This window comes from Rhodococcus sp. 5G237, from assembly GCF_053764735.1.
In genome coordinates, this window is the sequence record NZ_JBSNCD010000005.1 from 280,284 (window position 1) to 295,755 (window position 15,472).

At 69.8% G+C, this 15,472-nt stretch carries 13 protein-coding genes; all 13 read right to left on the reverse strand.

Features of this window, described 5'->3' with window-relative positions; translation table 11 throughout:
- Positions 1 to 21: 21 nt before the first annotated feature.
- Positions 22 to 2,040: a primosomal protein N' gene (locus ACWPOC_RS13605; RefSeq protein ID WP_455408832.1), complete on the reverse strand. Its 2,019-nt coding sequence runs from the start codon at positions 2,038 to 2,040 to the stop codon at positions 22 to 24.
- A 17-nt stretch (positions 2,041 to 2,057) separates the two neighbouring features.
- Positions 2,058 to 3,272, reverse strand: coding sequence for a methionine adenosyltransferase (gene metK / locus ACWPOC_RS13610; protein WP_120282422.1), 1,215 nt, complete (start codon positions 3,270 to 3,272; stop codon positions 2,058 to 2,060).
- Between the two features lie 134 nt (positions 3,273 to 3,406).
- Positions 3,407 to 4,690, reverse strand: a complete 1,284-nt coding sequence (gene coaBC, locus ACWPOC_RS13615) for a bifunctional phosphopantothenoylcysteine decarboxylase/phosphopantothenate--cysteine ligase CoaBC (RefSeq protein ID WP_120282421.1) — start codon at positions 4,688 to 4,690, stop codon at positions 3,407 to 3,409.
- On the reverse strand, positions 4,687 to 4,989 hold the full coding sequence (rpoZ, locus tag ACWPOC_RS13620) for a DNA-directed RNA polymerase subunit omega (RefSeq protein WP_016691680.1): 303 nt from the start codon (positions 4,987 to 4,989) through the stop codon (positions 4,687 to 4,689). The genes coaBC and rpoZ overlap by 4 nt, the downstream gene beginning before the upstream one ends.
- A gap of 75 nt (positions 4,990 to 5,064) precedes the next feature.
- Entirely contained in the window at positions 5,065 to 5,616 is a 552-nt protein-coding gene (gmk, locus tag ACWPOC_RS13625; protein ID WP_039587131.1) for a guanylate kinase, read from the reverse strand.
- A 64-nt stretch (positions 5,617 to 5,680) separates the two neighbouring features.
- Positions 5,681 to 6,001 (reverse strand): integration host factor, actinobacterial type, encoded by a 321-nt coding sequence (gene mihF, locus ACWPOC_RS13630; RefSeq protein ID WP_006551450.1) that lies wholly within the window; start codon positions 5,999 to 6,001, stop codon positions 5,681 to 5,683.
- A 429-nt stretch (positions 6,002 to 6,430) separates the two neighbouring features.
- Positions 6,431 to 7,273: an orotidine-5'-phosphate decarboxylase gene (gene pyrF / locus ACWPOC_RS13635; protein WP_064060291.1), complete on the reverse strand. Its 843-nt coding sequence runs from the start codon at positions 7,271 to 7,273 to the stop codon at positions 6,431 to 6,433.
- On the reverse strand, positions 7,270 to 10,614 hold the full coding sequence (carB, locus tag ACWPOC_RS13640) for a carbamoyl-phosphate synthase large subunit (protein WP_120282420.1): 3,345 nt from the start codon (positions 10,612 to 10,614) through the stop codon (positions 7,270 to 7,272). Before carB ends, pyrF begins: the two co-directional genes overlap by 4 nt.
- Positions 10,614 to 11,798, reverse strand: a complete 1,185-nt coding sequence (gene carA / locus ACWPOC_RS13645; protein ID WP_039587127.1) for a glutamine-hydrolyzing carbamoyl-phosphate synthase small subunit — start codon at positions 11,796 to 11,798, stop codon at positions 10,614 to 10,616. Before carA ends, carB begins: the two co-directional genes overlap by 1 nt.
- 117 nt (positions 11,799 to 11,915) lie before the next feature.
- A complete protein-coding gene (locus ACWPOC_RS13650; RefSeq protein ID WP_455408833.1) occupies positions 11,916 to 12,407 on the reverse strand; it encodes a PH-like domain-containing protein in 492 nt (163 codons plus the stop codon).
- An 8-nt stretch (positions 12,408 to 12,415) separates the two neighbouring features.
- A complete protein-coding gene (locus tag ACWPOC_RS13655; protein ID WP_039587389.1) occupies positions 12,416 to 13,729 on the reverse strand; it encodes a dihydroorotase in 1,314 nt (437 codons plus the stop codon).
- A gap of 44 nt (positions 13,730 to 13,773) precedes the next feature.
- On the reverse strand, positions 13,774 to 14,715 hold the full coding sequence (locus ACWPOC_RS13660; RefSeq protein ID WP_060653219.1) for an aspartate carbamoyltransferase catalytic subunit: 942 nt from the start codon (positions 14,713 to 14,715) through the stop codon (positions 13,774 to 13,776).
- Entirely contained in the window at positions 14,712 to 15,329 is a 618-nt protein-coding gene (pyrR, locus tag ACWPOC_RS13665) for a bifunctional pyr operon transcriptional regulator/uracil phosphoribosyltransferase PyrR (RefSeq protein ID WP_024100783.1), read from the reverse strand. The genes ACWPOC_RS13660 and pyrR overlap by 4 nt, the downstream gene beginning before the upstream one ends.
- Between the last annotated feature and the right edge of the window lie 143 nt (positions 15,330 to 15,472).

The window sequence follows — 15,472 nt, forward strand, 5'->3', positions numbered from 1 at the left end:
CCGCGCCTCCTCCGCGGCCGGTCAGCCGATACGCGGCGGATCCACCTGGACCCGCAGCGGACCGTCCGCGCGACGCGCCGTGCGGGTGGCCTGGGCGTCGCGCAGGGCGCGACCGAGTGCGCGACCGCGCTCGCGTGCGACCCGCACGATCATCCGGTGCACGTTCTCCGGTTCCGGTCCCTCGGACCCGAACGGCAGTCGTTGACCCGGCGGGAGCGGCACGGGCCCGAGCAGCTCGGCTCCCTCGGGCAGATGTGTGGCTTCGAGGAGTTCGGCGACAGCCGCGGACGCCCCGTCGATCGCGGCCATGTGGACCGCGGGCGGAAAACCGACCTCGGCTCGTTCGGAGACCTCGGACTGGGCGTGTCCCACGGGATCCCAGCGCACAAGAGCTTGCACGGTGGGGATGCCGGAATCGGCGACGACCACGACCTGTCCCCCGTCGGCGAACGACCGCACGAGCGCCGACGCGGTGAGCCAGCGGCGCATCGTCTCCTCGGTAGCGCGCAGATCGGCCCGGCCGAGCAGCGCCCACCCGTCCAGGAGCAGCGCCGCCCCGTAACCGCCCTCGGCGACGGGTTCGGCACCCACAGTGGAGACGACGAGCGACGCCGAACCGGGCACGGTGTGCTTCACGTCGTTGCCGCCGGAGGTCACGACCGGCACACCGGGGAAGGCGCGGCCCAGTTCTTCGGCGGTGCGAGCCGCCCCGACCACCACGGCCCGCAACGAGCGCGCGCCGCACGCGTGGCAATGGTGGCGCGCATCGGCGACACCGCACCAGCGGCACGCAGGGATCGCGGCGCCGTCGGGACCGGCCGCCGTGGGCAGTGCGAGCGGGCCGTTGCAGTGCCGGCACCGGGCGGGTGCCCGGCACTTTCCGCACGCGAGCGCGGGCACGTATCCGCGCCGCGGTACCTGCACGAGCACCGGACGGTCGGCCGCGAGGGCGGATCGGGCGGCGGCGAACGCGATGGCAGGCAGTCGCGCGGCACGCGCGGCCGGATCCCGTGCGAGTGCGTGGTCGCTGTCGGCGAGGGCCGTGACCTTCGGCGCGCACGACCGTACGACGTCGCGGGGTGCCACGAGATCGTGTGCCCAACCGGCGTCGACGAGCGCCTGGGTCTCCGCGGTACGGGCGTGCCCGGCGATCACGATGGCGGCACCGACGGCGTGGGCGCGCAGAGCAGCCACTTCGCGGGCGTGCGGATACGGGGACCGTGGTTCGCAGTGCAGGTCGTCGCCGTCGTCCCACACCACGAGGAGCCCGAGATCGGGGGTCGGGGCGAAGGCCGCTGCCCGGGTCCCGACGACGATGCGCGCGGATCCGCGCAGCGCCGCGAGCCAGCGCCGATACCGCTCGGCCGGCCCGAGGCCGGCGGCGAGGCCGACGACGTGATCGGCGCCGGCGACGTCTGCACACGCCTTCACGAGACGGTCGAGGTCGCGCTGATCGGGAACGACGAGCACGGCCGCCTTCCCCGAGGCGAGGGTCAGCGCGGCGAGTTCGGCGAGCCGTCGGGGCCAGTCCTCACCGGGCAGCGCCTGCCAGGCCGCGCGCGGGGCGCGGCCGCCGCCGAGCGCTTCGAGGAAGTTCTCGCCGTGCCGGTACCGGCCCCACGCGGCGGGATCGATCTCCGGAACAGGCGGTGGTTCCGGTGTGCGCGGTGCCTCGGCTTCGACACGTGCGTGTCGCGGAGGTACCGCCAGACGCAGCACGTCGGCCCTGGTCCCGGCATAGCGGGTCGCGACTTCCTCTGCCAGAGCAGCGATCTCGGGCGTGAGGACCTGTTCGGACGAGACGACCCGGTCGAGCCGGCCGAGCTTGCCGGTGTGATCGCTCGTCGCGGCGCGTGCGAGCAGGAAACCGTCGACCAGACGTCCGGCGAAGCGGACGCGGACGCGGACGCCCGGGCGGGCGTCCGCGTCCAGGTCGCGCGGGATCAGGTAGTCGAACTCCCGGTCGAGGTGCGGAACCGGTAGCAGCGGGAGAACCCGCGCGACCGGATCGACCTCGGCGGCGTCGAAATCAGCAGCCACCCGGGCCCGATCGGAATCTACAGACCGGCGGCCGCGCGCAGCTTGTCGGCGCGGTCGGTGTTCTCCCACGGCAGCTCGATGTCGGTACGGCCGAAGTGGCCGTACGCAGCGGTCTGCGCGTAGATCGGGCGCAGCAGGTCGAGGTCGCGGATGATCGCGCCCGGACGCAGGTCGAAGACCTCGCCGATGGCCTGCTGGATGCGGGCCGGGTCGGTCTTCTCGGTGCCGAAGGTCTCGACGAACAGACCCACCGGAGCCGCCTTGCCGATCGCGTAGGCGACCTGCACCTCGATGCGGTCGGCGAGACCGGCGGCGACGGCGGTCTTGGCGACCCAGCGCATCGCGTAGGCGGCCGAACGGTCGACCTTCGACGGATCCTTGCCGGAGAACGCGCCACCACCGTGACGGGCCATGCCACCGTAGGTGTCGACGATGATCTTGCGGCCGGTGAGGCCGGCGTCGCCCATCGGGCCGCCGAGGACGAACGATCCGGACGGGTTGACCAGCAGACGCACGTCGGCCGTGTCGAGGTCGGCCAGGTTCGGGTCGGCGAGCACCGCGTCGACGACGTGGGTGCGCAGATCCGGCGTGAGCAGGTTGTTCAGATCGATGTCGGCGGCGTGCTGCGTCGAGATGACGATCGTGTCGAGGCGGACGGGCTTGTCGCCGTCGTACTCGATAGTGACCTGGGTCTTGCCGTCGGGACGCAGGTACGGCAGGACCGCAGACTTGCGGACCTCGGTGAGCCGGCGCGACAGGCGATGTGCGAGGGAGATCGGCAACGGCATGAGTTCGGGCGTGTCGGAGCACGCGTAGCCGAACATCAGGCCCTGGTCGCCGGCGCCCTGGCGGGCGACCTCGTCGTCGGTGAGCACACCGCTGCGCGCCTCGTGCGAGACGTCGACGCCGCCGGCGATCTCGGGCGACTGCGCGCCGATCGCGATGTTGACACCGCAGGAGTTGCCGTCGAAGCCTTTCGACGACGAGTCGTAGCCGATCTCGAGCACCCGATCGCGGACGATCTTGGGGATGTCGGCGTACGCCGAGGTGGTGACCTCACCGACCACGTGCACCTGGCCCGTGGTGACGAGGGTTTCCACAGCTACCCGGGCACGAGGATCCTCGGTGAGGAGCGCGTCGAGAACCGAGTCGCTGATCGCGTCACAGATCTTGTCCGGATGCCCTTCGGTCACGGACTCACTGGTGAAAAGACGACCGCCGGTCTTGCTCACGAAACTCCCTCTCGACTGTGCGCCAAGCGCTGGACGGACAAACCGTATGGAGCATGCGCTCCCCGATCGGGCCGGAGAGACCCGATCGCAGTGCCGACGCTACTGCTCCGCAGGCGTCGGCGCGAGTATTGAAATCACCCGATTCTGCTGCGTTCCGCCAGCAGAGGTCCCAGTGCATCGAGCACGCGGCTGGCCATGAGGGCCTTCGAGCCGTGGGCGAGGGCGGTTTCCGAACCGTCCGCGGACAGCAACCAGCCGTTGTTGTCGTCGACCTCGAACGCCTTGCCTTCGCCGACGGCGTTGACGACGAGCAGATCGCATCCCTTGCGGGCGAGCTTCTCGCGGGCGTAGGTGAGCACGTCGCCGTGTTCGTCGCCGGTCTCCGCCGCGAACCCGACGATGACCGTCTCGGCGGACAGGCCGCCTTCGGCACGCGCCCGGACGAGACCGGCGAGGATGTCGTCGTTCTTCGTCAGCGCGATGGAGTCGGGCTCGCCCTCACCCTTCTTGATCTTGCTGGTCGCGAAGGTGGAGGGCCGGAAATCGGCGACGGCCGCGGACATGATGACCGCGTCCGCACCCGAGGCGTGCTTGGCGACGGCGTCCTGCATCTGCGCGGCCGTCTGGACCCGCACGACGTCGACCGCGGCCGGGTCGTCGAGCCCCGCGATGCTGCCGGCGACGAGCGTGACGTCGGCGCCGCGCTGGGCGGCGAGACGGGCGAGAGCGTAGCCCTGCTTGCCGGACGACCGGTTGCCGAGGAAGCGCACCGGGTCGAGGGGCTCGCGGGTACCGCCGGCGGACACGACGATGCGGCGACCGACGAGGTCGCGGGGCAGCGCGTCGGCCCGCTCGAGCAACAAGGAGGCCAGATTGAAGATCTCGTCGGGTTCGGGCATGCGCCCGGCACCGGTGTCCTTGCCTGTCAGCCGACCCGAGGCCGGTTCGACGACCACGGCACCGCGGCGACGCAGCGTCGCGACGTTGTCGACGGTCGCGGGATGCTCCCACATCTCGGTGTGCATCGCGGGCACGAACATCACGGGGCACCGCGCGGTGAGCAGGGTGGCCGTGAGGAGGTCGTCGGCGCGACCCGCGACCGCCCGTGCCATGAGGTCGGCGGTGGCCGGAGCGATGACGACGAGGTCGGCCTCCTGCCCGAGCCGGACGTGCTGCACCTGCGGCACCTCGGCGAACACCCCGGTCTGCACGGGATTGCCGGAGAGCGCCTCGAAGGTGGCGCGCCCGACGAATTCGAGGGCGGACTCCGTCGGGACGACCCGCACGTGGTGTCCGCTCTCGGTGAAGGCACGGATCAGTGCGCAGGACTTGTAGGCGGCGATGCCACCGGCGACACCGACGACGATGCGGCGGCGCTGCACGGATCCGGCCTCGCCGCTCGAAGCGGGGTTGCTCACTCGCCTTCGGTGTGCTCGAGCAGATCCGAGTGGATCTCGCGCATGGCGATCGACAGCGGCTTCTCCTGCAGACCCGGCTCCACGAGGGGGCCGACGTACTCGAGGATGCCGTCGCCGAGCTGGTTGTAGTAGTCGTTGATCTGGCGTGCCCGCTTGGCGGCGTAGATCACCAGCGCGTACTTCGAGGAGGCGCGCTCGAGCAGCTCGTCGATAGGCGGGTTGGTGATACCCGTGGGGGTGTCGTAGACCGGAAGGGTGTTGCCCTCGAGGTCGGTCGCGGCTGCCTGGATGCTGCTCACTCGGTGTTCTCCTGAGATGTCGCGGGATGGGAGGGCGCCGGAACCGGCAGCCGGACGCGCTCGAGGCGCGGACGGTCAGTCGGCTCCGGGTCCAACCAACAAGGATACCAATTCATCGCAGGCCCGGTCGACATCGTCGTTGATGATCACGACATCGAACTCGTCCTGCGCGGCCAGTTCGCTGCGGGCGGTATCGAGCCTGCGAGCGACGACCTCGTCGGTTTCGGTGCCTCGGCCGGTGAGGCGCTCGACGAGCACCTCCCAACTGGGCGGGGCGAGGAAGGCGAGGACTGCGTCCTGCATCGCTGCACGGACGGCCCGCGCACCCGCGAGGTCGACCTCCACGAGCACCGGATGTCCCTCGGCGAGTGCGTCGAGCACCGGCTTGGCCGGCGTGCCCGATCGCTGCAGGCCGCCGTGGATGTCGGCCCATTCGAGCAGTTCGCCGGCTTCGATCATCCGGTCGAACTCGGCGCGGCCGACGAAGTGGTAGTCCACTCCGTCCACCTCGCCCGGTCGCGGGTCCCGGGTGGTGGCCGAGACACTGAAGTGCAGATCCGGGATCCGGCTCCGCAGAAGGCGTACGACGGTCGACTTACCCACCGCGGAGGGTCCGGCCAGTACCACCAGCCGGCCCCTCCGCGTTGCGGGTGCGCTGTCCGTCACGGGTCGTGCGTCAGCTACCACGTGCTCAGGCGTCGAAATCGAACCTGGCGAGCAGGGCCTTGCGCTGACGGTCGCCGAGGCCGCGCAGACGGCGGGTCGGGGCGATCTCCAGCTCGGTCATGATTTCCTGCGCCTTGACCTTGCCGACCTTCGGCAGGGCCTCGAGCAGAGCCGACACCTTCATCTTGCCGAGGATCTCGTCGTTCTCGGCGTCCTTGAGCACCTGCTTGAGGTCGGTGCCGCCGCGCTTGAGGCGCTCCTTGAGCTCAGCCCGGGCACGACGGGCAGCAGCCGCCTTCTCCAGAGCAGCGGCGCGCTGCTCATCGGTCAGCTGGGGAAGGGCCACGGTTCCTCCGTCTCATCGTTGGCTTTCGAGTCTTCACCGCTGTAACCAGCGGCGATAGCGACCGTACTCACGACCACCGACGAATGCGAACCCACCCCCCGGCGATCCGCTCGAAAATCCGTGCGGTAGTGCACGCCGTTTCCGCAGTGGATCTCGCACCCTCCGATCGGCGTCGAGACATCGCCACGAACTGCTCGAACAGTGAAAAACCGCAGGTCACCGGGTATTCGATGCGACAGAGCGGGCCACATCGGGTCGGGCGGCTCCCCGGCTCACCGACCCGCTGCTCCGGCGCTTCGGCGGGCCGAGAAATTTTTTTCCCATTCCGCGTGTCGCGCCACTCCGAGCGCAGGTCAGAGTGCATACGAGCGATATGTACGACTCGTGCCCGGATCGCGCGTGGCGATCCGGGCACGAGAGTCGAACGTCTCAGTTCGTCAGGAAGGCGAAGCCGTCCAGGGTGCGGGCGACGGCGGCCCGCAGGTCGGCGACGGACGGGCCGGCCCGCAGCACGTCGCGTGAGACGTTGGGCACGACCGCCCGCAGGTGGTCGCCTGCGAGTCGTCGCACATCGTCGGCGGTGCCGCCCTGGGCCCCCACTCCGGGCATCAGGATGGGCCCGTGGAGGTCGGACAGGTCCGGTGCCTCGGTGAGGGTCGCACCGACCACCACACCCACGGAGCCGAGCCCTGCGGCCCCGTCCGTGGGGGCAGCGCTGTTGCGAGCAGCGCACTCGTCCACCACGGCCTGCGCGACGGTGCGCCCGTCGTCCAGCCGCGCGCGTTGGAACTGGGCACCCTCGGGATTGGAGGTCGCCGCGAGCACGAACACCCCGCGGCCCGTTCCGGCGGCCAGATCGAGCGCCGGGGCGAGCGAACCGAAACCCAGATACGGGGAGACGGTCACCGCGTCCGAGCACAGCGGAGAGCCGTCCGACAGCCAGGTGCGCGCATAGGCGTCCATCGTGGAGCCGATGTCACCGCGCTTGGCGTCGGCGAGGACGAGCGCCCCCGCCTCCCCCAGGTGCGCGATGGTGCGTTCGAGAACCGCGAGACCGGCGGAGCCGTAGGCCTCGAAGAACGCCACCTGCGGCTTGACGACCGCGACGGTGTCGCCGAAGGCCTCGACGCACAGTTCACCGAACCGAGCCAGGCCGTCGACGTCGTCGGCGAGCCCCCACGCGGTGAGGAGCCCTGGATGCGGGTCGATGCCCACGCACAGCGGCCCGCGGCGCCCGAGAGCGTCCGCGAGTCGCTGCCCGAAGGGCGTCACGCCTGTTCGGCGGGCACGCCGCGCAGCCGCGCGTGCATCCGCTGGATCGAGCTGACTCCGATCTCGCCGCGCAGTGCCGCCTCGATACCCTGCACGGCCGCGGAGGCACCCTGCACCGTGGTGACGCACGGGATGTTCGCGGCGACCGCCGCGCTGCGGATCTCGTAACCGTCCACGCGCGGACCGGCGTTGCCCCAAGGGGTGTTGATGACCATGTCCACATCGCCGGCGCGGATACGGTCGACGACGTCGAGTGCGCCTTCCGGCTTGTCCTCGCCGGAGACCTTGTAGACCTGCTCGCACGGAACACCGTTGCGGCGCAGCACTTCTGCTGTTCCCACGGTGGCCATGATGTGGAAGCCCAGGTCGGCGAGGTGCTTGACCGGGAAGATCATCGACCGCTTGTCCTTGTTCGCGAGCGAGACGAAGACCGTGCCGGAGGTCGGCAGGGAACCGTAGGCGGCGGTCTGGCTCTTCGCGAACGCGGTTCCGAAGTCGTCGTCGAGGCCCATGACCTCACCGGTGGACTTCATCTCCGGGCTGAGCAGGGTGTCGATGCCCGTGCCGTCGGCACGCCGGAACCGGTTGAAGGGCAGCACCGCTTCCTTCACCGCGACCGGTGCGTCGAGCGGGATGTCGCTGCCGTCGCCCTCGGCCGGGAGGATGCCCGCGGCACGCAGCTCGGCGATGGACTCGCCGAGCATCACCCGGGCGCAGGCCTTGGCGAGCTGCACCGCGGTCGCCTTCGACACGAACGGCACCGTTCGGGAGGCACGGGGGTTCGCCTCGAGGACGTAGAGGATGTCGTCCTTGAGCGCGTACTGGACGTTGAGCAGGCCCTTGACGCCGATGCCCTTCGCGAGCGCGGCCGTCGAGCGGCGCACGTTCTCGATGTCGGCGCGGCCCAGAGTGATCGGCGGCAGTGCACAGGCCGAGTCGCCGGAGTGGATGCCGGCCTCCTCGATGTGCTCCATGATCCCGCCGATGTACACGTCGGTGCCGTCGCACAGCGCGTCGACGTCGATCTCGACGGCGTCGTCGAGGAAGCGGTCGACGAGCACGGGGCGGTCGTCGGAGATCTCGGTGGCGTTGGAGATGTAGGTCTCGAGCGCCTTCTCGTCGTAGACGATCTCCATGCCGCGACCACCGAGCACGTAGGACGGGCGCACCAGCACCGGGTATCCGATGCCGGCGGCGATCTCGCGCGCACCCTCGAAGGTGGTGGCCGTGCCGTACTTCGCAGCCGGCAGGTCGGCCTCCTCGAGCACGCGCCCGAACTCGCCGCGATCCTCCGCGAGGTCGATAGCCTCGGGCGAGGTACCGACGATCGGCACCCCGGCGGCCTTCAGGCGACGCGCCAGGCCAAGCGGGGTCTGGCCGCCCAGCTGGACGATGACGCCGGCGACGGTGCCGGACTCGCACTCGGCGCGGTAGACCTCGAGGACGTCCTCGAAGGTCAGCGGCTCGAAGTACAGGCGATCGGCGGTGTCGTAGTCGGTCGAGACCGTCTCGGGGTTGCAGTTGACCATCACGGTCTCGTAGCCGGCCTCGGACAGCGTCAGCGCGGCGTGGACGCACGAGTAGTCGAACTCGATGCCCTGACCGATGCGGTTGGGGCCGGAGCCGAGGATGAGCACCTTCGGCTTGTCGCGCTGCTCCGCGACCTCGGACTCGGCGGCGGGGTCGAGCTCGTAGGTCGAGTAGTGGTACGGCGTCTTGGCCTCGAACTCGGCGGCACAGGTGTCCACGGTCTTGTAGACCGGGTGGATGCCCAGCTCCTGACGCAGGGCGCGCACGTCGTCCTCGGAGGCGAACTGCGCCGGGCGCAGGGCCGCGATCTGCCGGTCGGAGAACCCGTGGTGCTTGGCGTAGCGCAGCTCGGTGGCACCGAACCGCTCGGCGTTGCGGACGTCCTCGCCCAGCTCGACGATGTGCGCGAACTGCTCGAGGAACCACGGGTCGATCTTCGTGGCGTCGAAGAGCTGCTCGACGGTCGCACCGAGCTCCAGGGCCCGGGCGATCCGGTAGAACCGGCCGTCCGTGGGGGTGCGGATCTCCTCGAGGATCTCGTCGAGGGTGCCCTCGATCTCGGGGCCCGTCCAGAAGCCCGCGGACTTCGTCTCGAGCGAGCGCAGCACCTTGCCGAAGGCCTCGGAGAAGTTGCGGCCGATCGACATGGCCTCACCGACCGACTTCATGGTGGTGGTGAGAGTGCCGTCGGCGCCGGGGAACTTCTCGAAGGCGAACCGCGGGGCCTTGACCACGACGTAGTCGAGGCTCGGTTCGAAGCAGGCCGGGGTCTCCTTGGTGATGTCGTTGACGATCTCGTCGAGCGTGTAGCCGATGGCGAGCTTGGCGGCCATCTTCGCGATCGGGTAGCCGGTGGCCTTCGACGCGAGTGCCGACGACCGCGACACGCGCGGGTTCATCTCGATGACGACGAGCCGGCCGTCGCGCGGATCCATCGCGAACTGAATGTTGCAGCCGCCGGTGTCGACACCGACCTCGCGCAGGATGGCGATCGAGAGGTCGCGCATCTTCTGGTACTCGCGGTCGGTGAGGGTCATCGCGGGAGCGACGGTCACCGAGTCACCGGTGTGCACACCGACCGGGTCGACGTTCTCGATCGAGCAGACGATGACGACGTTGTCGGCGCCGTCGCGCATGAGCTCGAGCTCGTATTCCTTCCAGCCGAGGATGGACTCCTCGATGAGCACGTTCGCGGTGGGCGAGGCCGCGAGGCCGCCGCCGGCGATGCGCTCGAGGTCGGCGTCGTCGTAGGCCATGCCGGAGCCGAGGCCACCCATCGTGAAGGAGGGGCGCACGACGACCGGGAAGCCGAGCTCGGCGACGGTCGCGCGGACTTCGTCCATCGTGTAGCAGACGGCCGAGCGGGCGGACTCGCCACCGCACTTGGCGACGATGTCCTTGAACTTCTGCCGGTCCTCGCCGCGCTGGATCGCGTCGAAGTCGGCGCCGATGAGTTCGACGTCGTACTTGTCGAGGATGCCACGCTCGGACAGGGCGACGGCGGTGTTGAGGGCGGTCTGGCCGCCGAGGGTTGCGAGCACCGCGTCGATCGGGGTGCCGTTGGCCTGCTCGGTCGCGATGACCTTCTCGACGTAGTCGGCGGTGATCGGCTCGATGTAGGTCGAGTCGGCGAACTCGGGGTCGGTCATGATCGTGGCCGGGTTCGAGTTGACCAGGGAGACGCGCAGGCCCTCCTCGCGGAGCACCCGGCACGCCTGGGTGCCCGAGTAGTCGAACTCACAGGCCTGTCCGATGACGATCGGGCCGGACCCGATGACCAGGACGTGGGAGAGGTCGGTACGGCGTGGCATCAGTTCTTCTCTCCCTCGAGCATGCGGGTGAAACGATCGAACAGGTAGGCGGCGTCGTGCGGTCCGGCCGCCGCTTCGGGGTGGTACTGCACGGAGAAGGCACGGCCGTCGAGGAGCTTGACGCCCTCGACCGCACCGTCGTTGGCGCAGGTGTGGCTGACGACCGCGCGACCGAACGGGGTGTCGAACTCCTGGCCGGCCTCGCCTTCGAGCGCGAACCCGTGGTTCTGCGCGGTGATCGCGATGCGGCCGGTCTCGTGCTCGACCACCGGGATGTTGATGCCGCGGTGACCGAACTTCATCTTGTAGGTGCCCAGGCCGAGCGCGCGGCCGAGGATCTGGTTGCCGAAGCAGATGCCGAACAGGGGCAGACCCTGGCCGAGCACCTCCTTGGTCAGGTGCACCGCGCCGTCGGCGGTCGCCGGGTCGCCCGGCCCGTTGGACAGGAAGACGCCGTCGGCCTTCAGGTCGAGGATGTCGTGCAGCGTCGCGGTGGACGGCAGCACGTGCACGCGGATGCCGCGCTGGGCGAACATGCGCGGGGTGTTGGTCTTGATGCCGAGGTCGATGGCCGCGACGGTGAAGCGGGCCTCGCCGTCGGTCGGTTCGACGACGTAACCGGAGGAGGTGCTCACCTCGCCGGCGAGGTCGGCGCCGAGCATCGAGGGCTGGCTCTTCACACGGTCGAGCAGGACGTCGATGTCGAGGTCGTCACCCTTCCAGGCGAGGGCGTCGCCGGAGAAGATCCCGGCGCGCATCGAACCGCGGGTGCGCAGGTGCCGCACGAGTGCGCGGGTGTCGATGCCCGCGAGACCCACGATGTTCTGCCGCTCGAGTTCGTCCTGCAGCGAGCCGGTGGCGCGCCAGCTCGACACGCGACGCGAGGGGTCGCGGACGATGAAGCCGGCCACCCAGATCTTGGACTCGGCGTGATCGCCGGTGGGGCCGACGGACTCGTTGTCCTCGTGGTTCCAGCCGGTGTTGCCGATCTGCGGTGCCGTGGCCACCACGATCTGCCGGTGGTAGCTGGGGTCGGTGAGGGTCTCCTGGTAGCCGGTCATGCCCGTGCTGAAGACGGCCTCGCCGAGGGTCTGTCCGACCGCACCGAAGGGGATGCCGCGGAAGACCCGTCCGTCCTCGAGGACCAGCACAGCCGTGCCGCCGCCGAATGTTCTGCCGCTCATGCGTTGTCTCCGTTCTTATCGACCGCACCAGAGCCGGCCGCACGGGCTGAGATCTCGCGTGTCGTGATCGTCGTGTTGTTCGTCGTGATCGTCATCGTCGTTGTGATCGTCACCGTCTCAAGATTTTTCGTCGTTCCCGTTCGTCCAGAGCGGGTAGATCGACTTGTCGTCTCCGCGGAAGCCGGTGTCGACCTCCGTTCCAGAAGGCAGCTGCCAGCGGATGACCAGCAGCCCGTCCTGGGACATGACCTTGCCGGCCAGCCCGCGCTCGGTGCGGATCGCACGGATCGAGTCCTGCGGGATCCAGATCGGGGATGCACCGTCGCGTTCGAGCAGCGCACCGGATCGGTAGCGCGACAGTTCCGCGTTCGCGCGGTGTCCGAGGTCGCCGACCGCGACGCGGTCCTGCCAGCTCGGCGCGAGGGTGCTGCCGACGTACAGGCCCGTGCTCGGCTCGACGAGCCGCTCCCCCAGCTCCGCGGGCACGGTCGGCAGTTCGCCGACCGCATCCTGCTGGCGTCGGGCGCGTCCCTTCCAGCCCTTCCACATCAGCAGGACGAGCACCACCCAGAGCGCGAGGAAACCGACGGTGATGAGAAAGCGATCCATGTCGGTTCCTACCTTTCGGTCGAGCGCGGGAACACCGCACCGTCGCGGGCGGTGATCCGTCCGCGCAACACGGTGGTGGTGACCCGGCCCGGCAGGGTCATGTCCTCGTAGGGCGTGTTGTGGGAGATGCTCGCGAGGTCGGGACCGTGCACCGTCCACTCGGTGTCCGGGTCCACGAGCACGATGTTCGCGGGTTCGCCCACCTCGAGCGGCCTGCCCTGGTCGTCGAGGCCCACGATCTCCGCGGGACGCTCGCTCATGACCTTCGCGACGCCGCGCCAGTCCAGCAGGCCAGGCCGGACCATCGTCTCGATCACGACGGACAACGCCGTCTCGAGTCCGAGCATTCCCGGACGTGCCTGTGAGAACTCGCAGCACTTGTCCTGTTCGGCGTGCGGGGCGTGGTCGGTGGCCACACAGTCGATGGTCCCGTCCGCGAGGCCGCGGCGCAGTGCTTCGACGTCGGATCTCTCGCGCAGCGGCGGATTGACCCGGTTGATGCCGTCGTAGCTCTCGAGACGCGAGTCGTCGAGGAGCAGGTGGTGCGGCGTGACCTCGGCGCTGATCGAGATGCCCTGCGAGCGTGCCCACCGAACGAGCTCGACGGTGCCGGCCGTCGATGCGTGGCAGATGTGCACGCGCGCTCCGGCGTCGCGGGCGAGCAGCGCGTCGCGGGCGACGATGGACTCCTCGGCGGCACGGGGCCAGCCGGTGAGGCCGAGACGCGCCGCGGTCGGTCCTTCGTGCGCGACGGCACCGACGGTCAGCCGCGGCTCCTCTGCGTGCTGGGCGATGAGGACACCGAGCGAGGCCGAGTACTCGAGCGCGCGACGCATGAGCAGCGGGTCGTAGACGCACTTGCCGTCGTCGGAGAACATCCGCACGCCACCGACACCGGCGGCCATCGTGCCCATCTCGGCGAGCTGCTTGCCCTCGAGTCCGACGGTGACCGCACCCACGGGGTGGACGTCGACGAGCCCGACCTCGCGGCCGCGGCGCCACACGTGATCGGTGACGACCACCGAGTCGGCGACCGGATCGGTGTTGGCCATCGCGAACACCGCGGTGTACCCGCCGCGCGCCGCGGCGGCCGAGCCCGAGTCGACGGTCTCGGTGTCCTCGCGGCCCGGTTCGCGCAGGTGCGTGTGCAGGTCGACGAAGCCCGGGAGCACGATCTGTCCGGTACCGTCGACGATCTCCGCGTCGGCGTCGGCCTCGAGGTCGGCGCCGATCGCGAGGATCTGCTCGTCGCCGAGCAGCACGTCGACCGGGTCGCCCTCGCCGTAGAGGCGGACGTTGCGGATGAGCACCTGCGGCGTCACCTGTGTCACTCCTGTTCCTGTGTCTCCCGGATGGGAAGTGTGGGTCACGACAGGTTCCCTTCCGTGCCCACGAGCAGGCGGAAGAGCACCGCCATCCGCACGTGGACACCGTTGCTCACCTGCTGCAGCACAGCGCTCTGCGGGGCGTCGGCGACGGGGAAGCCGATCTCCATGCCGCGGAGCATCGGGCCGGGATGCAGGATCACGGCGTGCTCCGGCAGCAACGCCGCGCGCTTGGCGTTGAGTCCGTATCGGATCGAGTACTCGCGGGCGGACGGGAAGAACCCGCCGTTCATGCGCTCGGCCTGCACCCGCAGCATCATGACCGCGTCGAGGGTGGGAAGTTCGGCGTCGAGCGAATCGGCGACCGTCACCGGCCAGGTCTCCACCCCTACCGGCAGCAGGGTGCGGGGAGCGACGAGTACGACCTCGGCGCCGAGCATGCTCAGCAGCAGCGCGTTCGACCGGGCGACACGGCTGTGCAGCACGTCGCCGACGATGCCGATCCGGCGGCCTTCGAGCGAACCGAGACGCTGGCGCAGGGTGAGCGCGTCGAGCAATGCCTGGGTGGGATGTTCATGGGTGCCGTCACCGGCGTTGACGACGGCCGGTCCGGAGCCGGATTCGTTGGTCCACTGCGCGATCCGGTGCGCGGCACCGGAGGCGGAGTGACGGACCACCAGCGCGTCGGCGCCGGCGGCGTGCAGGGTCAGCGCGGTGTCGCGCAGCGATTCGCCCTTCTTCACCGACGAACTGGACGCCGAGACGTTGATGACGTCGGCGCTCATCCACTTGCCGGCGACCTCGAAGGACACGCGGGTGCGGGTGGAGTTCTCGTAGAAGACGGTCATGATGGTGCGGCCGCGCAGTGTGGGGAGTTTGCGCACCTCACGCCCGAGCAGTGCCTGCTCGAACCGCTCGGCCTCGTCGAGAAGCCCCGTCGCGGAGTCCTTCGTCAGATCCGCGATGGTGAGCAGGTGTTTCACTGGGACTTGCCTCCGGAGATCTCGACGGCGTCGCGCCCGTCGTGTTCGGTCAGCAGTACGCGGACGTCCTCGCTGCGCGCGGTGGGGACGTTCTTGCCGACGTAGTCGGCCCGCAGCGGCAGTTCGCGGTGGCCGCGGTCGACGAGGACCGCGAGTTGCACCGCGCGGGGTCGTCCGAGATCGCGCAGGGCGTCGAGCGCGGCGCGGACGGAGCGTCCCGAGAACAGGACGTCGTCGACGAGGACGACGAGGGTGTTGTCGACGCCGCCCTCGGGCACCGAGGTGCGCTCCAGCGGGCGGTGCGGCTTCGTGCGGAGATCGTCGCGGTAGAGCGTGATGTCGAGCGAGCCGACCGGGACACGCACACCCGCGAATTCCTCGATGCGGTCGGCGAGGCGCTGGGCGAGGGTGATCCCGCGGGTGGGGATGCCCAGGAGCACGACACGCGGCGCGTCCTCGGGGGTGTCGAGAGCGGTCTTCTCGATGATCTGGTGCGCGATGCGCGAGATCGTCCGGTGGACGTCGGCAGCGGAGAGCAGCTCACGCGCCGGCACGCCGGTACCGGAAGACGTAGTGGGGGTAGAAGCTGTGGACCCGTCCTCGGACACGGCCATGCAGCGACCTCCTTCTCCGCCTCACTGGACGGATCGTTAAAGGATGCCTGACAGTTGTCGAGCCTATCAGCGTCGACGTCCGCCCCGGCACCGATGACGGGTGAAGCGCAACACAGGCCCGGATGCGTGAGCGGGCCCGGCGG

Coding starts and splice junctions, on each gene's coding strand:
- ACWPOC_RS13650 (WP_455408833.1), bottom strand. CDS start 12,407: ATGGATCGCTTTCTCATCACCGTCGGTTTCCTCGCGCTCTGGGTGGTG.
- pyrR (WP_024100783.1), bottom strand. CDS start 15,329: ATGGCCGTGTCCGAGGACGGGTCCACAGCTTCTACCCCCACTACGTCT.
- carB (WP_120282420.1), bottom strand. CDS start 10,614: ATGCCACGCCGTACCGACCTCTCCCACGTCCTGGTCATCGGGTCCGGC.
- carA (WP_039587127.1), bottom strand. CDS start 11,798: ATGAGCGGCAGAACATTCGGCGGCGGCACGGCTGTGCTGGTCCTCGAG.